This window comes from Candidatus Tisiphia endosymbiont of Parasteatoda lunata (genome assembly GCF_964030955.1).
In the GTDB taxonomy this organism is placed as follows: domain Bacteria; phylum Pseudomonadota; class Alphaproteobacteria; order Rickettsiales; family Rickettsiaceae; genus Tisiphia.
This window is the reverse complement of sequence record NZ_OZ035003.1, coordinates 1,413,402-1,432,749: the sequence shown is the minus strand read 5'-3', so window position 1 is coordinate 1,432,749 and position 19,348 is coordinate 1,413,402. Positions and strand designations below refer to the sequence as shown.

23 protein-coding genes, 1 tRNA gene and 5 pseudogenes are annotated in these 19,348 nt (G+C 32.5%); 16 read left to right on the top strand and 13 right to left on the bottom strand.

Annotated elements, in window-relative coordinates; translation table 11 throughout:
* Window positions 1-228: 228 nt before the first annotated feature.
* A complete protein-coding gene (locus AAHN00_RS08945; protein ID WP_342271033.1) occupies window positions 229-390 on the bottom strand; it encodes a hypothetical protein in 162 nt (53 codons plus the stop codon).
* A gap of 103 nt (window positions 391-493) precedes the next feature.
* Complete coding sequence (locus tag AAHN00_RS08940; RefSeq protein ID WP_342271062.1) at window positions 494-1,036, bottom strand: polysaccharide deacetylase family protein; 543 nt, start codon at window positions 1,034-1,036, stop codon at window positions 494-496.
* 62 nt (window positions 1,037-1,098) lie between these two features.
* On the opposite strand from AAHN00_RS08940, the gene AAHN00_RS08935 reads away from it, so the two are divergent.
* Window positions 1,099-2,283 (top strand): IS3 family transposase, encoded by a 1,185-nt coding sequence (locus AAHN00_RS08935; protein ID WP_342270912.1) that lies wholly within the window; start codon window positions 1,099-1,101, stop codon window positions 2,281-2,283.
* Between the two features lie 3 nt (window positions 2,284-2,286).
* Here the strand turns inward: AAHN00_RS08935 and AAHN00_RS08930 are convergent, their stop codons facing one another.
* On the bottom strand, window positions 2,287-2,547 hold the full coding sequence (locus AAHN00_RS08930) for a hypothetical protein (RefSeq protein ID WP_342271061.1): 261 nt from the start codon (window positions 2,545-2,547) through the stop codon (window positions 2,287-2,289).
* A 76-nt stretch (window positions 2,548-2,623) separates the two neighbouring features.
* On the opposite strand from AAHN00_RS08930, the pseudogene AAHN00_RS08925 reads away from it, so the two are divergent.
* From AAHN00_RS08925 to AAHN00_RS08915, 3 genes and pseudogenes are all read left to right on the top strand, one after another.
* A pseudogene (locus AAHN00_RS08925) lies at window positions 2,624-3,100 on the top strand (transposase); the annotation flags it as partial.
* Between the two features lie 242 nt (window positions 3,101-3,342).
* A pseudogene (locus AAHN00_RS08920) lies at window positions 3,343-4,026 on the top strand (IS256 family transposase); the annotation flags it as partial.
* A 695-nt stretch (window positions 4,027-4,721) separates the two neighbouring features.
* A tRNA-Ser gene (locus AAHN00_RS08915) sits at window positions 4,722-4,812 on the top strand.
* Window positions 4,813-4,956: 144 nt separating this feature from the next.
* On the opposite strand, the gene AAHN00_RS08910 is transcribed toward AAHN00_RS08915, so the two are convergent.
* The 5 genes from AAHN00_RS08910 to AAHN00_RS08890 all read right to left on the bottom strand — a co-directional run bounded on the left by AAHN00_RS08910 (window position 4,957) and on the right by AAHN00_RS08890 (window position 9,367).
* Window positions 4,957-6,219: an IS256 family transposase gene (locus AAHN00_RS08910; protein ID WP_342270914.1), complete on the bottom strand. Its 1,263-nt coding sequence runs from the start codon at window positions 6,217-6,219 to the stop codon at window positions 4,957-4,959.
* Between the two features lie 212 nt (window positions 6,220-6,431).
* Entirely contained in the window at window positions 6,432-6,617 is a 186-nt protein-coding gene (locus AAHN00_RS08905) for a hypothetical protein (RefSeq protein WP_342271060.1), read from the bottom strand.
* Entirely contained in the window at window positions 6,577-7,044 is a 468-nt protein-coding gene (locus tag AAHN00_RS08900) for a recombinase family protein (protein ID WP_342271059.1), read from the bottom strand. Before AAHN00_RS08900 ends, AAHN00_RS08905 begins: the two co-directional genes overlap by 41 nt.
* A 794-nt stretch (window positions 7,045-7,838) precedes the next feature.
* Entirely contained in the window at window positions 7,839-8,375 is a 537-nt protein-coding gene (locus AAHN00_RS08895; RefSeq protein WP_342271058.1) for a hypothetical protein, read from the bottom strand.
* Between the two features lie 17 nt (window positions 8,376-8,392).
* Entirely contained in the window at window positions 8,393-9,367 is a 975-nt protein-coding gene (locus AAHN00_RS08890; protein WP_342271057.1) for an IS110 family transposase, read from the bottom strand.
* 148 nt (window positions 9,368-9,515) lie between these two features.
* Between AAHN00_RS08890 and AAHN00_RS08885 the strand changes: the two genes are divergently transcribed.
* Together AAHN00_RS08885 and AAHN00_RS08880 are read left to right on the top strand one after the other, a co-directional pair.
* Complete coding sequence (locus AAHN00_RS08885) at window positions 9,516-10,496, top strand: transposase (RefSeq protein WP_342271025.1); 981 nt, start codon at window positions 9,516-9,518, stop codon at window positions 10,494-10,496.
* Between the two features lie 244 nt (window positions 10,497-10,740).
* Window positions 10,741-10,929, top strand: a pseudogene (locus tag AAHN00_RS08880) (IS6 family transposase); the annotation flags it as partial.
* Window positions 10,930-10,985: 56 nt separating this feature from the next.
* On the opposite strand, the gene AAHN00_RS08875 reads toward AAHN00_RS08880, so the two are convergent.
* The gene (locus tag AAHN00_RS08875) at window positions 10,986-11,693 is read right to left on the bottom strand and encodes an IS6 family transposase (RefSeq protein WP_342270905.1); all 708 of its coding nucleotides are present in this window, start codon (window positions 11,691-11,693) and stop codon (window positions 10,986-10,988) included.
* Window positions 11,694-12,016: 323 nt separating this feature from the next.
* Between AAHN00_RS08875 and AAHN00_RS08870 the strand changes: the two genes are divergently transcribed.
* The 8 genes and pseudogenes from AAHN00_RS08870 to AAHN00_RS08835 form a co-directional block, all read left to right on the top strand.
* On the top strand, window positions 12,017-12,466 hold the full coding sequence (locus tag AAHN00_RS08870) for a helix-turn-helix domain-containing protein (protein ID WP_342271056.1): 450 nt from the start codon (window positions 12,017-12,019) through the stop codon (window positions 12,464-12,466).
* Between the two features lie 62 nt (window positions 12,467-12,528).
* Window positions 12,529-13,020, top strand: a pseudogene (locus AAHN00_RS08865) (IS630 family transposase); the annotation flags it as partial.
* A 344-nt stretch (window positions 13,021-13,364) separates the two neighbouring features.
* Window positions 13,365-13,535, top strand: coding sequence for a hypothetical protein (locus tag AAHN00_RS08860; RefSeq protein WP_342271055.1), 171 nt, complete (start codon window positions 13,365-13,367; stop codon window positions 13,533-13,535).
* Between the two features lie 105 nt (window positions 13,536-13,640).
* Window positions 13,641-14,561: an Rpn family recombination-promoting nuclease/putative transposase gene (locus tag AAHN00_RS08855; RefSeq protein ID WP_342271054.1), complete on the top strand. Its 921-nt coding sequence runs from the start codon at window positions 13,641-13,643 to the stop codon at window positions 14,559-14,561.
* 141 nt (window positions 14,562-14,702) lie between these two features.
* Window positions 14,703-14,912 carry a hypothetical protein gene (locus AAHN00_RS08850; protein ID WP_342270959.1) on the top strand — a complete coding sequence of 70 codons (210 nt, stop codon included), beginning with the start codon at window positions 14,703-14,705 and terminating at the stop codon, window positions 14,910-14,912.
* 26 nt (window positions 14,913-14,938) lie between these two features.
* The gene (locus AAHN00_RS08845) at window positions 14,939-15,115 is read left to right on the top strand and encodes a hypothetical protein (RefSeq protein WP_342271053.1); all 177 of its coding nucleotides are present in this window, start codon (window positions 14,939-14,941) and stop codon (window positions 15,113-15,115) included.
* 56 nt (window positions 15,116-15,171) lie between these two features.
* Window positions 15,172-15,915, top strand: a complete 744-nt coding sequence (locus AAHN00_RS08840) for a hypothetical protein (RefSeq protein WP_342271052.1) — start codon at window positions 15,172-15,174, stop codon at window positions 15,913-15,915.
* Window positions 15,916-15,928: 13 nt separating this feature from the next.
* Window positions 15,929-16,081, top strand: a pseudogene (locus tag AAHN00_RS08835) (IS6 family transposase); the annotation flags it as partial.
* A 59-nt stretch (window positions 16,082-16,140) separates the two neighbouring features.
* Here the strand turns inward: AAHN00_RS08835 and AAHN00_RS08830 are convergent.
* The 4 genes from AAHN00_RS08830 to AAHN00_RS08815 all read right to left on the bottom strand — a co-directional run bounded on the left by AAHN00_RS08830 (window position 16,141) and on the right by AAHN00_RS08815 (window position 17,687).
* Entirely contained in the window at window positions 16,141-16,848 is a 708-nt protein-coding gene (locus AAHN00_RS08830; protein ID WP_342270905.1) for an IS6 family transposase, read from the bottom strand.
* A gap of 153 nt (window positions 16,849-17,001) precedes the next feature.
* Entirely contained in the window at window positions 17,002-17,244 is a 243-nt protein-coding gene (locus AAHN00_RS08825; protein ID WP_342271051.1) for a transposase, read from the bottom strand.
* Entirely contained in the window at window positions 17,238-17,417 is a 180-nt protein-coding gene (locus AAHN00_RS08820) for a winged helix-turn-helix domain-containing protein (protein WP_342272629.1), read from the bottom strand. The genes AAHN00_RS08825 and AAHN00_RS08820 overlap by 7 nt, the downstream gene beginning before the upstream one ends.
* Window positions 17,418-17,510: 93 nt before the next feature.
* On the bottom strand, window positions 17,511-17,687 hold the full coding sequence (locus AAHN00_RS08815) for a helix-turn-helix domain-containing protein (protein ID WP_342271050.1): 177 nt from the start codon (window positions 17,685-17,687) through the stop codon (window positions 17,511-17,513).
* A gap of 162 nt (window positions 17,688-17,849) precedes the next feature.
* Between AAHN00_RS08815 and AAHN00_RS08810 the strand changes: the two genes are divergently transcribed.
* Together AAHN00_RS08810 and AAHN00_RS08805 are read left to right on the top strand one after the other, a co-directional pair.
* Window positions 17,850-18,143, top strand: a complete 294-nt coding sequence (locus tag AAHN00_RS08810) for a hypothetical protein (protein ID WP_342271049.1) — start codon at window positions 17,850-17,852, stop codon at window positions 18,141-18,143.
* Between the two features lie 36 nt (window positions 18,144-18,179).
* The gene (locus tag AAHN00_RS08805; RefSeq protein WP_342271048.1) at window positions 18,180-19,211 is read left to right on the top strand and encodes an Rpn family recombination-promoting nuclease/putative transposase; all 1,032 of its coding nucleotides are present in this window, start codon (window positions 18,180-18,182) and stop codon (window positions 19,209-19,211) included.
* Window positions 19,212-19,348: the final 137 nt, after the last annotated feature.

Sequence of the window (19,348 nt, the reverse complement as noted above, 5' to 3'; positions counted from 1 at the left end):
ACTCTTCTGCTCCTACAAATTGTTTTTTGGAAATATCATGGATTCGCATGCTCACCATTTATTTTCAAATCCAATTCTTTAAAGCATTTATAGATAAAAATCACTCTACATGATAATTTTTAATAAAATCAAACTTATAATTTTTTTTATGCAAAAGATCAACTAACTGACTTAAATTTTCTTTGCCATTAAATTGGTCTTGAAACATCTCATCATGCATAAGTAAAATTAATTTATTGTCCCACTTTGGGAGAAAAACCCCGCACTTGCAGTGCGTCGTTTCAACATAAATTTTAAATATCTTATCAAGAAAAGATAAGAATGAATCATACAGATATTTTTTAACAAAATCTTACACTTCACAGATATATTCTTTTTGTGTTGTGACACTTTCTAAATGAGCCATATACAAATAGTTTCTAACTTTTAAGTTAGTACATACATTAGGCATTCATGCCGTAATATTAAGCTCTGCACTTGCAGTGCAGAGTGGTTAACTAGGTAAGGCAGTATCATTTCTGTTAAATTTATCTTCTATCTCTTGCACTAATTCATCTAAGGATTGAATTGGCTTGCCATGCTGATTATGAGCCCATTCTAAATCCCAGCCATATAGATAGAAGCCATTTTTATATATTCCATCATCATCTATTCTTTCTACTTTATCTTCTTCTTTTGAAATATATGGATCATCTTTACTTAGGTTAGGAAGACGGAATACATCTCTACCTGGTAGTCTAGTATTGACATGTGAACCAGTGAAACCAAAAACAGTATTATTTTTTTTAAGATCCTTAATTACATACGAAAGCTGATGATAAAAATTCCTATAGTGGTTATTAGCATGAGAATAACTGTGGTTAGCTAGATCAACAGCTTTCTTTAGACTAGGACTCGAATTATCATAATGTAATCCTACCATGAACATGGTAATGGGAGTCTTTTTTTGGGTCATGACATTAATAACATTTTCTGTTCCTCCAAGAGGACCATCATCTGATGTTATATAATATAATGGACTGAAAAAATTAGACAAAGAAGCAGGTATTTTTGTTTCTCAATAAGTATAGAATAATAAATAAAATTAAAGAGAAACAAATGGGTAAAAAACAAATTAAAAATTTTAGTGCAGAAGCAAAAACTAAAATAGTATTAGAGATGTTAAAAGAAGAATCAACAATAGGTCAGTTATCGGTCAAATATGAAGTAACGGCTAAAACTATGCAAAACTGGAAACGACAATTTTTAGATAATGCGTCATTGGCATTTGAGCCAGCAAAAGCTGTTAGTGAGTACAAAGGGCAGATTAGTGAACTTAAGAATCAAAACGATGAACTTGCAAAAGCATTAGGTAAGGCTACAGTCGAGAGGGACTGGGCGGTGGGAAAGCTAAACAGCTTGGACTTATCAAATAAGAAAAGTCTTGTCGACCCCAAGCTGAGTACGTTAGCAAAGACAAGGCAATGTGAACTATTAAAGATAAGCAGATCTGGAGTATATTATAAAGCTAAAGTAATGAGCTTATATAATCTTGATATTTTAAATAGAATAGATGAAATATATACGGATAACCCTGAGTATGGTTATCGTTATATATACAAACAATTATTGGAAGACGGCTTTAATGTGGGCAGAGATAGGGTGCTTAAATATATGGGAATAATGGGTATAGAAGCTATTCATCCTCATAAAAAGCAATCTACTTCTGTGAAGGATGGTCAACATAAAATTTATAGCTATTTGCTTGAGCCGTACTGGCACAAATCAGGAACGAATAGAACTATTCATGTACCTTATGTTAATCAAGTGTGGAGTGGTGACATTACTTATATTAGAACTAACGGAGGATTTATGTATCTTGTGGCGATTATAGATTGGCATAGTAAGGCAATACTAAGTTATAAAGTATCTAATTCTATGGATGCATCACTTGTAACCGATGTATTAAAAGATGCACTGAATAAATACCCTGCACCACAAATATTCAATAGTGATCAGGGTAGTCAATATACTGGACATGAGCATACGGGAATTCTAAAAGAGAATAATATACAAATCTCAATGAACGGTAAGGGTAGAAGCATTGATAATATTGTGATTGAAAGATTTTTTAGAACTTTAAAATATAATTGTATATTTATAAATGATTTTAAAAATATCGCAGAACTTAAAGATGGTATTGATAAATACATGGATAAATATAACAATCAAAGATTCCATTCAAGTATTGGTTATAAAAAACCGATGAACGTGTATCTTGATTACTTACAAAATGCAGCTTAAAAATTATGTAAAATGGGAAACAAAATTAGTGAAAAATTTGTCTTGAAAAATCAGTCCAGTTTCAGAAGCTTCCCTATCAATATATTTTGACACTTCTCTGTAGATCCCGCTAGGGCGGAAATCCTTACTATTTAACCATCGACTTGCACTATCATGAGATAGGTTTATTGGACTTACTTCAGATAATGCTTTACCACTATATCTTACGCTACTTGCTTGTAAAAATGATTTATATAAGTCTTTGCTACATTTTGATCTTGCCATGCTTAACTAAAACTCTTTCTTGCTAGATTAACATATTTTTTGCTAAGTGCGAAACTCCTGATTTGGTCGAGATGGTTTATTTCAACAGCTAAAGAAGCAAATAGTTGAGAAAATATTAGCAAGTGAGTTGGATCATGAATTAGGATATTCAAAACATAGCAAGATGCCAAAAGTAGATAATAATCGTCGTAATGGTAGCTATGAGAAGACAGTAATTGATGGGGATGGTCGTAAGCTGACAGTAGAAGTACCAAGAGATCGGGAAGGAGAGTATAATCCTCAATTAATACCAAAAGGGCTGAGGAGATTTAATGGATTTGATGAGAAAGTGATATCCCTTTATGGTCGCGGTATGACAGTCAGCGAGATCCGAGGGCATTTAGAAGAAATATATCAAACTGATGTATCTGGTGACTTGATATCCACCATAACAGATGGGGTGATAGAAGAAGTAACTAGGTGGCAAAATCGTTGTTTAGATAGGGTGTATCCAATATTATACTTGGACTGTATCTATGTAAAATCTAGAGACAATCACATAGTAATAAGTTAACCACTCTGCACTGCAAGTGCAGAGCTTAATATTACGGCATGAATGCCTCATGTATGTACTAACTTAAAAGTTAGAAACTATTTGTGTATGGTTCATTTAAAAAGTGTCACAACACAAAAAGAATATATCTGTGAAGTGTAAGATTTTGTTAAAAAAATATCTTATCTTTTCTTGATAAGATATTTAAAATTTATGTTGAAACGACGCACTGCAAGTGCGGGGTTTTTCTCCCAAAGTGGGACAATAAAGCAGTATATTTAGCACTTGCTGTAAATATAGAAGGGAAAAAGGAGTTACTTGGCATTTGGATAGGCAAAAATGAAGGTGCTAAATTTTGGATGCAAGTAGTTACTGAGTTAAAGAATCGAGGAATTGAACAAATTTATGTTGCTTGTGTGGATGGTTTAAAGGGCTTTCCAGAAGCTATAAGCAGTGTATTCCCGAGTACTATAGTACAATTATGTATTGTACATATGGTTCGCAATTCAGTAAAGTATGTGTCATATAAAGATTTAAAAGAGGTCACATCAGATCTAAAACAAATTTATACAGCTAATAATGACGAAATGGCACGTTTAAAACTTCAGCAATTTGGTGTAAAATGGGATAAAAAATATCCGGTAATTTCTGATATTTGGCAACGTAATTGGTCTGGGATAATACCGTTTTTTGCCTTTCCTGAAGAGATCAGAAAGGTAATTTATACTACTAACACTATAGAATCTGTAAATCGTCAAATTAGAAAAATTATCAAAAATAAGGGGGTGTTTCCAGATGATAAGTCAATTCAAAAAATAATATTTTTATCCCTACAAAATGCAGCCAAAAAATGGACCATGCCTATTAAAGATTGGTCTTTAGCTTTAAATCAATTTGAAATACTTTGTGGAGATTTTAAATATGATTTATTGGAAAATAAAAAATGAACTTACACAAATTAAATGATTGACTCTTTAAATATGATTTATTGGAAAATAAAAAATGAACTTACACAAATTAAATGATTGACTCTTTAAATATGATTTATTGGAAAATAAAAAATGAACTTACACAAATTAAATGATTGACTCCAGTTTTGCTGCAGGTATACATTTATTATGATTAGGCTCTATCATATTACACTTAACCTTTAAGTCCAAACAATGCAGATTTTTTGTTGAGCCAGTCACGCTCAACACTTAACTGTCCAATTTGTTCATATAGATTCTTGATTAACTCCTGCTGATTTGGATCAGCACTCTGTGTTTTACTCTTAAAGCCTTGTACTAATAATTCAAGCCCCTGTTTTTTCCAATTACTTATCTACGTTGCATGAACACCATACTTACTAGTTATTTGGGCTATTGTTAGCTCGCCCTTGATTCTCTCTATGACAATTTTTGATTTCTCCTCAGCACTATATTGCCTTACTTGTTTTTTCATCTCTAGCTCTCCTTGTTTGCTAAAGAATTCTATCTCTTTTCTTCTATTTTTGTGTCCAAAATATGGAAACCATTATACTATGTGCATCAACTATTGATTGTGACTTTTAAATTACCCTATTGAACTTATATAAAATAATTATAGAAATATAAACGATTCAATGCTATAAGTGACTCATAATATAATCATGTTATGATTTGGAGAGGTGGCCGAGAGGCTAAAGGCGACGGTTTGCTAAACCGTTATACGGGTTAACCGTATCGAGGGTTCGAATCCCTCTCTCTCCGCCATTCGGTACAAGTTGTCGTTTTTTCAAAAATATCGAACGGGAAACGTAGAGAGGTCTCAAGTTTTTTGCCCCTTAGTTTGAGGTTCTGAAATACGAAATTTATCATTTTGCGTTTTTGAGAGTCAATCATTTAATTTGTGTAAGTTCATTTTTTATTTTCCAATAAATCATATTTAAAATCTCCACAAAGTATTTCAAATTGATTTAAAGCTAAAGACCAATCTTTAATAGGCATGGTCCATTTTTTGGCTGCATTTTGTAGGGATAAAAATATTATTTTTTGAATTGACTTATCATCTGGAAACACCCCCTTATTTTTGATAATTTTTCTAATTTGACGATTTACAGATTCTATAGTGTTAGTAGTATAAATTACCTTTCTGATCTCTTCAGGAAAGGCAAAAAACGGTATTATCCCAGACCAATTACGTTGCCAAATATCAGAAATTACCGGATATTTTTTATCCCATTTTACACCAAATTGCTGAAGTTTTAAACGTGCCATTTCGTCATTATTAGCTGTATAAATTTGTTTTAGATCTGATGTGACCTCTTTTAAATCTTTATATGACACATACTTTACTGAATTGCGAACCATATGTACAATACATAATTGTACTATAGTACTCGGGAATACACTGCTTATAGCTTCTGGAAAGCCCTTTAAACCATCCACACAAGCAACATAAATTTGTTCAATTCCTCGATTCTTTAACTCAGTAACTACTTGCATCCAAAATTTAGCACCTTCATTTTTGCCTATCCAAATGCCAAGTAACTCCTTTTTCCCTTCTATATTTACAGCAAGTGCTAAATATACTGCTTTATTTATTACTATGTGATTGTCTCTAGATTTTACATAGATACAGTCCAAGTATAATATTGGATACACCCTATCTAAACAACGATTTTGCCACCTAGTTACTTCTTCTATCACCCCATCTGTTATGGTGGATATCAAGTCACCAGATACATCAGTTTGATATATTTCTTCTAAATGCCCTCGGATCTCGCTGACTGTCATACCGCGACCATAAAGGGATATCACTTTCTCATCAAATCCATTAAATCTCCTCAGCCCTTTTGGTATTAATTGAGGATTATACTCTCCTTCCCGATCTCTTGGTACTTCTACTGTCAGCTTACGACCATCCCCATCAATTACTGTCTTCTCATAGCTACCATTACGACGATTATTATCTACTTTTGGCATCTTGCTATGTTTTGAATATCCTAATTCATGATCCAACTCACTTGCTAATATTTTCTCAACTATTTGCTTCTTTAGCTGTTGAAATAAACCATCTCGACCAAATAACTCCGATGGATCTGCTTTTGATAATAATTCTTCTACTAGCTGATTACTGATGTCTAATGTATCTTTATCTGTATCTAATTTTTTAGCCATAATTCCTCCTTGCTTGCTTAAGTTACTTTTTTTACAGTAATCTCTTACTGCTTTCTTTGCAACTTACACAAACTATAGGACAGACTCGTTTTTGAGGGCTTTCAGAACCTTTGAAGGTTTCATGGTCTTGCGAAGCTAGAGTTATTAGCATTGTAGCCGTATCAGTAAATTTATCGTCTGCTTCCTCATAAACTTTAAGTAAACGAGCAATTTCATATTGACGATCTTTTAATTGTTGTTTCTTTGCTTAGTTCGCTGCTTAATCTTAAATCAATTAATGAATTTAGTTTATTTTCATTTTCTGTATGTTCTTGCTTTAAAGCAGCCGTCGCTTGCCCATGTTCATCTTTTTTTAGCTCATTTGTATTTTTTAAATAGGCAAAGGTCTCTTTTAGCATTTCCGGGTCTCTTACCTATTCTTTTAAAAACCTCTTCTATTTGCTTTAAAACCTCATCTTCTCTTACATAAATCTTTTTGTTTGGATTCTTTGGATCCCATGTACCTAAATAAGTCCATTCGTCCACTTTGCCATCTGAATATGTTTTGCTGTGAATTTCAGCTGTTACAACTTTACCAGTTACTGCACAGGTGATTAATCCTCTAAAAAGAAAATCCTTACCACCATATTTAAAAGGCTTCTTCTTCCACCCTAAACGTACATCTTTACATGCCATAAAAGTCTCTTTTGTTATAATTGCTTGGTAACCATGTGACCACATCTCTCCTTTTACTCTCATTTCACCATAATAGAAAGGTTGTTGGATCATTCGATGCACTACTGTTTTATTGACGTAGCAATTGTTTTTGCTCCCTTGTTGAAACACGAACTAAAATTATGGCTTTTTGTGCTAAGTCTGTCATATTTTTTCCTTTGATAATAGTAATACTCAATAACAACCAGCTGAAGCTGGTGGGTTGATATCTAGACTGGAAGTCGCTATTACTCTAAAGAGATATTACTAACGCCTGTGCATTATCTCTCTGATCCTAACTCTTAGGTTACCCTGCAGTATTTTATAGCGATATTTAGTGATTCAAACAACATTAAAGCGATGGTAAAATACAGTGTGGCTAGTCTTGTTAAAATATCATATGTTCAAGTTATAGTGAATTGAAATATTAGAACAAGGACTAAAGTCTTTCCCAGCTGAAGCTGGGGGTTTTAACCAAAAAGGTGACTATAAATTAGAGTTTAAATTAATAAGTATTATGCATTCAGAGATAGATCAAATACTGGACAAGTCAAGTTGAATTATTATTAAATTACCCCATCTCCTTCAGTATTAGAGCCAAGTGTCACATTTTTTTAGCATTAATAATTTTTGGTTATTGTAAAAATAATTGTTTTAACTCGTAGCAAGAGTAACTTTATCAAGTGGTTTATCATAGATATCCATATTTATTATTTTAAGGCTATTACACGGCTTTTTAGTATCATTATGGTGGGGGAATCTACCTGGTTCTTGAATTATTAGCTCTAAGTCTAAATATGGGCTTTTTATTTATATGAGTTTGCTTTAAAATAGATAAGTTAAAAACTTAACCGAATGCCACTATTTACATCAATCCCCTTATTGATATTCTGTATCAGATATGATACAGATGAATATTTTTAAAATTATACCCCCAGTTTTTTGTTGTGGCTTTCTAGAGTCTCAATTAACAGCTCTTCTACTTGGTAACTAATATTTTCATTGTCAAAATCTGTGAAATCTATTATTATTTTGCTTGTAATTTTATTATTAAACTCTAGAAGTCCCACCAGTGTTATTGCCCCATTGTCAGTAATATTGTTATAGCTAAGGTCTATTTGGCTGATGGTTCTATTAGTTTCCAAAGCTTTAACAAGTTGGACAATCCCAACATCACCAATATCATTATTATTAAGAGATATTTTCTTTATAGTGTTATTATTTTTTAGGAGTCTTGCTAATATGATTGCTCCTTTATCAGTAATATTATTGCTACCAATATCCACTTGCTTTACAATTTCATTATTTGTTAGAACTCCTGCCAGTATATCCACTCCCTCATCACCAATATCATTACCTCTAAGACTTATTTGCTTTATGGTTTTATCATTTTCTAGAAATTCATCTAGTATGATTAGCCCTTGAACCCCAATGTTGTTATATTCAATATCTATATTAATCAAACGGTTCTGATAGTGTCTTAGGAGTCAAGCACTAAATTTGGATTAAATGAGGTTTTATTTTTTACAACTCCAAAGATTATGTGTAATAGCTTTCTCATGATAGCAACAATGATAACTTTAGCAGGTTTACCCTTACTAGATAATTTTTGAGTAAATTCCTTGAATAGTGGGTTATGCTTTTTAGCAACTATAGCAGGAAAGTATAAGGCTTTACGCAAGTTAGAAGAACCAATTTTTGAGATAGAAGTTTTTCCTCTGACAGATGTGCCAGAAGTTTTATGTTTTGGAGTAAGTCCTGCATAAGCAGCTAATTGTCTAGCATTACTGAAAGATTCTAAGTCAGGAGCTTCTGCAAGAATAGCTACAGCTGTAGCCTTACCTATGCCTGGAATAGTTTGCATGTTATCTGCCTTCTGTTTTAGAGATGTGTTATTAGTCAATATCTTGTCTATCTCAAGTTCAATATTTTCAATCTCTTTCTTAATATGCTTAGCAAGTTTAGCATAACTAGTGCATATTGATTTTGGTAAGTGCTGTTTGTGTTCAAGGTAGTTTTGAGTTTGTGCGTGTTGCTTCTTGAGATTTTGCATACAACGATATAGATCCTGTAGATATTGCAATGCTTTATCTGTAGGAATATACGGTGTCAGATCATTCTTAATTGCGAATTCTGCAATGATCATACTGTCTACTTTATCAGTCTTATGGCGTGATAACTTGCTTTTTGCAAAGGCATTGATGCATGAAGGGTTTACTACACTTACCTCATGACCATTATTATATAAAAAATCAGCAAATGATTTACCATAACTACCAGTAGCTTCCATACATGCAGCTACCTTAGTAACATCATGTTTTTCAAGCCACCTAACAAACATCTTAAAACCTTGTTGATTATTATCTATTTTTGTTTGATAATATTTTTTATCAACGAGTAGTGCTATTGATAAATCTAACTTTGAGACGTCAACTCCTAGGATTGGTTTGGACATTTACTCCTCCTTGATAAACCGTTGATTTGAAGTACTAGAAGGCTTTAGCTAACCATGTTTATACAGAATAAGCATAAGCTTTTCTTAACAGGAGTTTCGCACTTAGCAAAAAATATGTTAATCTAGCAAGAAAGAGTTTTAGTTAAGCATGGCAAGATCAAAATGTAGCAAAGACTTATATAAATCATTTTTACAAGCAAGTAGCGTAAGATATAGTGGTAAAGCATTATCTGAAGTAAGTCCAATAAACCTATCTCATGATAGTGCAAGTCGATGGTTAAATAGTAAGGATTTCCGCCCTAGCGGGATCTACAGAGAAGTGTCAAAATATATTGATAGGGAAGCTTCTTGTTTATTAGTGGGAGATGACACGTTATTGTCAAAGCAATACAGTAAGAAAATTGAGCTTGTACATTATCAATATTCTGGAGCTGTACATGATGTTATACCTGGTATAGGGATGGTCAACTTACTGCATTACAATGCTAAAACTGATCAATCTACCCCTGTAGATTATAGAATATATGATAAAGAAACTGATGGAAAAACAAAGAATGAGCATTTTTGTGATATGCTTACTTTAGCTAAGGAAAGAGGGATCAATCCTGATGCAGTAGTAATGGATGCGTGGTATAGCGGTTTGGAGAATTTGAAACATATACGTAATTTAGGTTGGACATGGGTTAGTAACCTAAGAAAAAATAGAAAAGTTAATCATAATGTTAGCTTAGAAAGTTTAGAGATTCCTGATGAGGGACTAAAAATTCACCTACGTGGATACGGTTGGGTTACGGTATTTAAGTTTGTGGCAAAAAATGGTCGCATTGATTACATAACAACTAACTTAGAAAATCCAACACGTGAACAAATAGAGAAAATTGTTAAGGCACGGTGGTCTATAGAAGTTTATCATCGAGAATTAAAACAAACTTGTGGTATTGAACGCTGTCAGGCACGCACGGGTCGAGCTCAGAGAAATCATATTTGCCTTGCTGTATTTGCTTGGCTCGATATGAACAAAAGGAGGATAAATGAAAAAATTACTTTATATCAACAAACTTGGGAAGTTATAAAAACATCAATTCAGAACAACATTAGATGCCTTTTAGCTGATTCGCAATTTTGCTAACTGCGAAACTCCTGCTTAAGATACTGTTCAGCTTTAGGAGATATGAAAGAGGGCTCTTATCAGAACCGCAGACTTAGTATCTAGTCGCATCTACAGAGTCACCTCTTTCTGCCTTCAGAAGTAAGCTAACTCCTCTGAAGACGTTTTTGCAAGTACTAAATTTGACCTGCAGTTACAAGATACATGTCGCATATGTTGGACAATAGAAAAAAGATTGATATAATGATCTAAAAAAGATGTTAAGATGTTTCGTATTACTGCAAGATTATTATCATATTTCAAAGGATTTTGTTCTTCACCAGAAATAATAATGTTATTTGTCTATATGAAATGCCGATTTTCTTTAAGTTATCGAGATTTGGAAGAAATGATGAGTATAAGGGGAGCAAAAATTGATCACTCTACATTACAAAGATGGGTTATAAAATTGGTTTTGTCGCATCTATAAATCATACTACATCAAGATTGTTAAAACTAAGGTTTTGGACATTATGATGCCATTAACATAGCAAAATTCTCAAAAGTAGAAAGATTATCATTAGCTCCAATTATTTGTCTTTTTTGCATCATACGAATATTTTCTATACCGGTAATAGTCATTTCTGCAGAATGAAAACTCTTAAAACCAAGCATTGGCTTTGTACGTTTTTTGATAAACCTATGATCTTGTTCTACAAGATTATTCAGGTATTTGGTCTGAATAACCTTAATTTTATAATCTTTAGGAACTTCTGTATTCAAATCATTAAGAGCAGCCGTATTACTACCGCTTTTATCAATTACTACTTTCTCAGGAAAATTATTCTCTCTAAAGGCTTTACGAAAAAATGCAAGTGCTGCAGGCTTGTCTCTATGCTTACGTAGCAGAAAGTCTACAGTATTACCAAGACTATCTAGTGCTCTATATAAATAAACCCATTTACCGTTTAATTTAATATAAGTCTCATCCATTCTCCAACTACTACCAACTGGCTTCTTTCTTTTTCTAACCACCTGATCTATCAATGGTACAAATTTTATAACCCATCTTTGTAATGTAGAGTGATCAATTTTTGCTCCCCTTATACTCATCATTTCTTCCAAATCTCGATAACTTAAAGAAAATCGGCATTTCATATAGACAAATAACATTATTATTTCTGGTGAAGAACAAAATCCTTTGAAATATGATAATAATCTTGCAGTAATACGAAACATCTTAACATCTTTTTTAGATCATTATATCAATCTTTTTTCTATTGTCCAACATATGCGACAGAACCAAACTTATTCCATATCCTAGTACTTACCATCCTTCTATGCCATATTTGGAATCGCTGGTAGTTTGGCAAGATAAAAACTATGAACAGAATATTATATTACCAAAACAACCTAAAATGGGTTATAATATCGGAGCTAGTGTACTAATACCAATTGCAATAATTAACGCAGTGTTATAAAATGTTTTTTAACTGATAAAAGGTAATCAAATAGCTAGGTTAATATTACCGCAAGGTTTTGAAGGTCATGATTTTATAAAAATGATGAAACATGAGCCGCATGGTCGAAATCGTATACGTTTATTGGCGATGTATCACCTTCAATTAGGCAAATCTTTTAAAGCCATATCTGAAATAGTGAAGTCACACTGGAAAACTGTGCAATCATGGCTCAGAAGATTTAGGAATCATGGTTTTGAAGGATTATTTGAATCACAAAGAAGCGGTGCCCCTAGGAAGATTAACACTATACAAGAGTCTGCTCTTTTTGATAAAATCAATACGCTCAGTGAAAGTAAAACTGGTGGGTATATAACTGGAAAGGAACTACATATCATGTTACTTGAGGAATATGGTGCTAAATGTGCGTTAAAAACAGTCTACAATACTATGCACCGCCTTGGTTTTAGCTGGATTACTTCTCGTTCAATGCATCCAAAGTCAAATCAAGAGACTCAAAATACATATAAAAAAACTTTCCAGATATGTTAACAGAATTATTACCAAAAAATATCGATAGATGTAAAGTTGATATATGATCTCAGGATGAAACTCGAGTTGGGCAACAAGGTAGCTTAACTCGTATATGGGCTAAGCGTGGCACTAGACCCCGTAAAGTTCGGCAACAGCAATTCATTTCAACATATATTTATGGAGCTGCTTGCCATGATACAGGAGAAGCTTTTGCATTAATTTTACCATATGCAAACACACAGGCAATGAATAAATTCTTAGAAGACCTTTCTCGCAGTATTCAAGGCAACCGACATATAGCTTTACTAACGGATAATGCAGGTTGGCACACAGCCAAAAAACTAACTGTGCCAAGCAATATCACTTTGATACCGCTTCCGCCCTATGCACCGGAACTTAATGCAATGGAACAAGTTTGGGAATGGATCAAGAATCATTACTTGTCTAACCAATGTTATGGTGTATATGAAGATATCGTCACTATGGCTTGTTACGCTTGGAATCAACTTGCTCATAATGTAGATTTAGTAAAATCAATTATGTATAGAGACTGGATAAATACACCGTGTTAATTATTGCAATTGGTATAACAGAAAAAGGTAATATTAAAGTATTTGTAGAATATAATTGTCACTTACAAAAAAAATACTCTAGCCATCAAGGTTCACTAAAATTAAAATTATTGTTCTAACAAAACTGTAGAAGCAGCGATATTAAGTTTAATATTCTAGCAAAACTTACGCTATGTTATTTCAAATGCGACTAAAAACCTTGGCTAGAAGGCATTTTTTTATAATGGAGGATTTTAGTTAACCACTCTGCACTGCAAGTGCAGAGCTTAATATTACGGCATGAATGCCTAATGTATGTACTAACTTAAAAGTTAGAAACTATTTGTATATGGCTCATTTAGAAAGTGTCACAACACAAAAAGAATATATCTGTGAAGTGTAAGATTTTGTTAAAAAATATCTGTATGATTCATTCTTATCTTTTCTTGATAAGATATTTAAAATTTATGTTGAAACGACGCACTGCAAGTGCGGGGTTTTTCTCCCAAAGTGGGACAATAAAACCCCAGTATTAAGACATTTGTCATAAAACATAGCGTAAGTTTTGCTAGTAGTTTATGAGTTTTATGGTATAATGAGTAATGCCACAAAACATTAACAACTATCAAAAATTACTATTTATGGCTATTACTAAATTTCTAGATCCTAAAAATGATGTTGCCTTTCGCCGTATATTTGGTTCGGAGAAGAATAAAGACATTCTGATTCATTTTATTAATGATGTATTGGAGCTTAAAAGCAGTGATAGAATTAAGGAAGTAATATTTTTGCCCACTATCCAAATACCGGAGATTGCTGCTAAAAAGCAGAGTGTAGTTGATGTGTTATGTAAAGATGAAAATGGAGTGCAGCTTATTATCGAGATGCAAGTATCTCCACAAGAAGGTTTTGAGAAGCGAGCTCAGTATTATGCAGCTAAAGCCTACTCAAGGCAGTTAAATAAAGGCAAGGAAGAAGGAGCTAGATATATAGATTTAAAATCGGTAATATTTATTGCTATTAGCGATAATATTATATTTAAAGACAAAGTATTCTATAAGTCTGATCATATTATTTTGGATAAAGATAGCTATGCCCATGATTTAAAGGATTTTTCTTTTACTTTTATAGAGCTACCGAAGTTTAAAATCACAGATATAAATTTACTGACCAACATAATAGAGAAGTGGTGTTATTTCTTTAAGCATGCAGATGAAACAAGTGAATCGGACTTACGTAAGATCATAGGATTAGATCAAGTAATAGAGAGAGCTTATGAAGAATTGAACCAGTTTAACTGGACGGAAGAAGAATTGTTAACTTATGAGCAAGAAACTAAACGTATCATGGATAATAAAGCAGCAGAAGATTACCTAATAGAAACTGCTAAAGCTGAAGGTAAAGCTGAAGGTAAAGCTGAAGGTAAAGCTGAAGGTAAAGCTGAAGGTAAAGCTGAACGAAATATTGAAGTAGCTAAAAACCTTAAGAAAGCAGGAGTGTCTACTGAAATAATCTCTCAGTCTACTGGTTTAACCAAAGAAGAAATCAAAAAGCTTGAATAGCAGCAATTCCAAATATGAGCTGGAAGTCTTGAAGTATCTGGTATCCAAAATAAACTTTTCGTAGAGAAAATATTAAAACAGTAGAGTTTTTCATATAAATCACTAAAATAATATCAGTATTAGAAATATTGGTATCAAGTTATGCATTCAAAGAAACATTTAAGTTTTAGTACAATCAGAAGTATGATTGCAGATAAATTTGCTGGTATAGAAGATAGAAGGGGTGTAAATAGTAGTAATAGTATAGCAGATATTATGTTATCTGGTTTGGCATCTATGTATTTTCAATCAGTATCTTTGCTAGAATTTCCCTATGTATCTATACATCTCATATTTGGAATTGCTGTTTAAATATTACTACTAAGGATCAAAATAAAATGACTAAAAGAAAATTTGATATTGCAAATATAGCTAACACCTCAAAAAAACAAAAAAATGATATAGACATTAACTTAGAAGAAGATGTTATTAAGTATTACTTAATGCCGTCGTTACAACATGTGTCAATAAGCAATATAATAATTACATTATGGAATCAAGTAGATATCAAATAGTAAAATTATTCAACGAATATGAGGATGACTTTTATACAGACATTTATGAATTATTTTTGAAGATTGAAGATAAAGTATTAGATAAGGTATTACAATTATCTGTACCTGATCGTATAAGAAAAATTTTATCAAATATTATATATCCTACAGGGAAGGAAATATTTGGTTGGATTATGTATCAAGATCAATATATTTTTAATACTGGTTATTATGGTCATCAATATCCAAAATCCATAGCAATAAATTATATAGATGATTTAGTTTGGACAGCAAGAGGGATAATAGATTATCAAGAGACAGCAAAAACTTTATTAGCTAAAGAGGAAAAATTATCTGATAGTTATAAATATAATATTGCTTGTGCATATTGTTTTGAAGCTAATATAGCAATTATTGCTCCAAAGGTTATCAATACTACATTAACCCTAAAGTGTATTGAGAAACAAGCAATGGTATATTTTTGGACTGCTCATATAACAGGAGATTTTACTGAATTAGTTAAGGCAGTTTATTTTTATAATAAAAAATATAGTACTAGTTATAGTACAAATGAATGTCTATTTAAAGTGTTAATAGATAATCGCACAAATCAAATAGCAATAAAATATATCTGGGATAAACTGAGTAATGAAGAGAAATCAAGACAAATAGTTCCAGCAATAAAAAAAACACCTAATACTGATATTAGATGTTTTCTTCTATCACAAATGAGTAAAGAACAAGAAAAAGAGGTATTTAAAACTTATGAGGTTCTGTCGCATATGTTGGACAATAGAAAAAAGATTGATATAATGATCTAAAAAAGATGTTAAGATGTTTCGTATTACTGCAAGATTATTATCATATTTCAAAGGATTTTGTTCTTCACCAGAAATAATAATGTTATTTGTCTATATGAAATGCCGATTTTCTTTAAGTTATCGAGATTTGGAAGAAATCATGAGTATAAGGGGAGCAAAAATTGAGGTTTTGTCGCATCTATAAATCATACTACATCAAGATTGTTAAAACTAAGGTTTTGGACATTATGATGCCATTAACATAGCAAAATTCTCAAAAGTAGAAAGATTATCATTAGCTCCAATTATTTGTCTTTTTTGCATCATACGAATATTTTCTATACCGGTAATAGTCATTTCTGCAGAATGAAAACTCTTAAAACCAAGCATTGGCTTTGTACGTTTTTTGATAAACCTATGATCTTGTTCTACAAGATTATTCAGGTATTTGGTCTGAATAACCTTAATTTTATAATCTTTAGGAACTTCTGTATTCAAATCATTAAGAGCAGCCGTATTACTACCGCTTTTATCAATTACTACTTTCTCAGGAAAATTATTCTCTCTAAAGGCTTTACGAAAAAATGCAAGTGCTGCAGGCTTGTCTCTATGCTTACGTAGCAGAAAGTCTACAGTATTACCAAGACTATCTAGTGCTCTATATAAATAAACCCATTTACCGTTTAATTTAATATAAGTCTCATCCATTCTCCAACTACTACCAACTGGCTTCTTTCTTTTTCTAACCACCTGATCTATCAATGGTACAAATTTTATAACCCATCTTTGTAATGTAGAGTGATCAATTTTTGCTCCCCTTATACTCATCATTTCTTCCAAATCTCGATAACTTAAAGAAAATCGGCATTTCATATAGACAAATAACATTATTATTTCTGGTGAAGAACAAAATCCTTTGAAATATGATAATAATCTTGCAGTAATACGAAACATCTTAACATCTTTTTTAGATCATTATATCAATCTTTTTTCTATTGTCCAACATATGCGACAGAACCTACACAAATAGTTTCTAACTTTTAAGTTAGTACATACATGAGGCATTCATGCCGTAATATTAAGCTCTGCACTTGCAGTGCAGAGTGGTTAACTCATTGCCTGTGTGTTTGCATATGGTAAAATTAATGCAAAAGCTTCTCCTGTATCATGGCAAGCAGCTCCATAAATATATGTTGAAATGAATTGCTGTTGCCGAACTTTACGGGGTCTAGTGCCACGCTTAGCCCATATACGAGTTAAGCTACCTTGTTGCCCAACTCGAGTTTCATCCTGAGACCATATATCAACTTTACATCTATCGATATTTTTTGGTAATAATTCTGTTAACATATCTGGAAAGTTTTTTTATATGTATTTTGAGTCTCTTGATTTGACTTTGGATGCATTGAACGAGAAGTAATCCAGCTAAAACCAAGGCGGTGCATAGTATTGTAGACTGTTTTTAAAGCACATTTAGCACCATATTCCTCAAGTAACATGATATGTAACTCCTTTCCAGTTATATACCCACCAGTTTTACTTTCACTGAGCGTATTGATTTTATCAACAAGAGCAGACTCTTGTATAGTGTTAATCTTCCTAGGGGCACCGCTTCTTTATGATTCAAATAATCCTTCAAAACCATGATTCCTAAATCTTCTGAGCCATGATTGCACAGTTTTCCAGTGTGACTTCACTATTTCAGATATGGCTTTAAAAGATTTGCCTAATTGAAGGTGATACATCGCCAATAAACGTATACGATTTCGACCATGCGGCTCATGTTTCATCATTTTTATAAAATCATGACCTTCAAAACCTTGCGGTAATATTAACCTAGCTATTTGATTACCTTTTATCAGTTAAAAAACCATTTTATAACACTGCGTTAATTATTGCAATTGGTATAATGCATTTACAACAACAGATGCATCAACAAATACAAGGGCAACAAAATGAAACTATCAATTAATTGTTCAGCAATTTCTCAATCTTCATCACTCACAAAAGAGCAATTAAAATCAATTTATTGCAAGCTTTTTAATGGAGAAGATGGTAAGATAGTCTTAGAAGATTTAGCCCAAGTCAGTGGTGTATATCGTAGCAACTTCATTCGGCAAGAAAGTGACTACACCGCCTTCCTAGAAGGGCAACGAGCTTTGTTGTTGTATATATGTTCACAAGCGTCAAGGGATGAGGGAGTTAATAATATCGATGGTGCTAAAAATACTAATGAATCAGATAAATAAAGGCAACATTTAGTAACAATTAAGAGGATATATTATATGGGTTTGTCAAAATTTCTTGATCCTAAAAATGATTTTTGTTTTCGCCAAATCTTTGGTACTGAAAAAAACAAAGACATACTTGTTCATTTCTTAAATGATGTTCTGAAGTTTGAAGGAGATGAGCAAATAATTGATGTAACATTTTTACCAACTATCCAAGACCCTGATATTGCTGCATATAGGCAATCTATTGTTGATGTGTTATGTAAAGATCAACACGGTAATCAAATAATCGTAGAGATGCAGGTAAGTAAGCATCCAGGATTTGAGAAAAGAGCTCAATATTATGCTGCTAAAGCATATTCTAAGCAAGTACTCAAAGAAGATGAGAATCATAAAAAGCTGGCAGTATATGCAAAATTAAAGGAAGTAATATTTTTAGCGATAGCGGATTTTGTGATGTTTAGCGATAGAAAACATTGGAAATCAGAACATCGTATTTTAGAGACAGAGACCTATGCCAATGATTTAAAAGATTTTCATTTTGTTTTTTTAGAGTTGGCAAAATTTAAGAAAACTATTAATGAGCTAAAAACGATTGAAGAGAAATGGATGTACTTTTTCAAGCATGCAGAACATAGTACATTTAAAGAAATAGAGGAGTTAATAGGTAAGGATGTAATTATTAGAAGAGCGTTTGAGGCTGTAGACCAAGCTAGCTGGTCAGAGGCAGAACTTAACACCTATGAGCAAATAACTAAAACTCGTCTTGATAATTTAGCGGTAGAGCTGCAAAAAATTGAAGATGCTGAAGCTAGAGGTGAAGCTAGAGGTGAAGCTAGAGGTGAAGCTAGAGGTGAAGCTAGAGGTGAAGCTAGAGGTGAAGCTAGAGGTGAAGCTAGAGGTGAAGCTAGAGGTGAAGCTAGAGGTGAAGCTAGAGGTGAAAAAAAGAAAGCTATAGCAATAGCAATAGAGATGTTGAAAGAAGGGTATCCTATAGAGACTATAAGTAAATTAACAAAACTATCTATAGAAGAAATAAAAAAGCTAAGTGATGATTTGGCTAAAGAGACAACTACTGATAGCTAATGAAAATTAAATGGTAAAGAATATGGACTTGTTGTATTGCCAAAATAGAGGATTACGTTGGTCATCCGCTACATAGCTAAGGACTCTAGTAGTCATAACCATAATATTAATTATATTGTTAATGAATATTATATAAA

Excerpts from the sequence above, each read along its gene's own strand:
- AAHN00_RS08845 (WP_342271053.1), top strand. The coding sequence starts at position 14,939 with ATGACTAAAAGAAAATTTGATATTGCAAATATAGCTAACACCTCAAAA.
- AAHN00_RS08935 (WP_342270912.1), top strand. The coding sequence starts at position 1,099 with ATGGGTAAAAAACAAATTAAAAATTTTAGTGCAGAAGCAAAAACTAAA.
- AAHN00_RS08930 (WP_342271061.1), bottom strand. The coding sequence starts at position 2,547 with ATGGCAAGATCAAAATGTAGCAAAGACTTATATAAATCATTTTTACAA.
- AAHN00_RS08855 (WP_342271054.1), top strand. The coding sequence starts at position 13,641 with ATGGCTATTACTAAATTTCTAGATCCTAAAAATGATGTTGCCTTTCGC.
- AAHN00_RS08885 (WP_342271025.1), top strand. The coding sequence starts at position 9,516 with ATGGCAAGATCAAAATGTAGCAAAGACTTATATAAATCATTTTTACAA.
- AAHN00_RS08910 (WP_342270914.1), bottom strand. The coding sequence starts at position 6,219 with ATGGCTAAAAAATTAGATACAGATAAAGATACATTAGACATCAGTAAT.
- AAHN00_RS08870 (WP_342271056.1), top strand. The coding sequence starts at position 12,017 with ATGATGAAACATGAGCCGCATGGTCGAAATCGTATACGTTTATTGGCG.
- AAHN00_RS08810 (WP_342271049.1), top strand. The coding sequence starts at position 17,850 with ATGAAACTATCAATTAATTGTTCAGCAATTTCTCAATCTTCATCACTC.
- AAHN00_RS08825 (WP_342271051.1), bottom strand. The coding sequence starts at position 17,244 with ATGTTAACAGAATTATTACCAAAAAATATCGATAGATGTAAAGTTGAT.
- AAHN00_RS08850 (WP_342270959.1), top strand. The coding sequence starts at position 14,703 with ATGCATTCAAAGAAACATTTAAGTTTTAGTACAATCAGAAGTATGATT.
- AAHN00_RS08815 (WP_342271050.1), bottom strand. The coding sequence starts at position 17,687 with ATGATGAAACATGAGCCGCATGGTCGAAATCGTATACGTTTATTGGCG.
- AAHN00_RS08805 (WP_342271048.1), top strand. The coding sequence starts at position 18,180 with ATGGGTTTGTCAAAATTTCTTGATCCTAAAAATGATTTTTGTTTTCGC.
- AAHN00_RS08830 (WP_342270905.1), bottom strand. The coding sequence starts at position 16,848 with ATGTTTCGTATTACTGCAAGATTATTATCATATTTCAAAGGATTTTGT.
- AAHN00_RS08905 (WP_342271060.1), bottom strand. The coding sequence starts at position 6,617 with ATGCTAAAAGAGACCTTTGCCTATTTAAAAAATACAAATGAGCTAAAA.
- AAHN00_RS08875 (WP_342270905.1), bottom strand. The coding sequence starts at position 11,693 with ATGTTTCGTATTACTGCAAGATTATTATCATATTTCAAAGGATTTTGT.
- AAHN00_RS08890 (WP_342271057.1), bottom strand. The coding sequence starts at position 9,367 with ATGTCCAAACCAATCCTAGGAGTTGACGTCTCAAAGTTAGATTTATCA.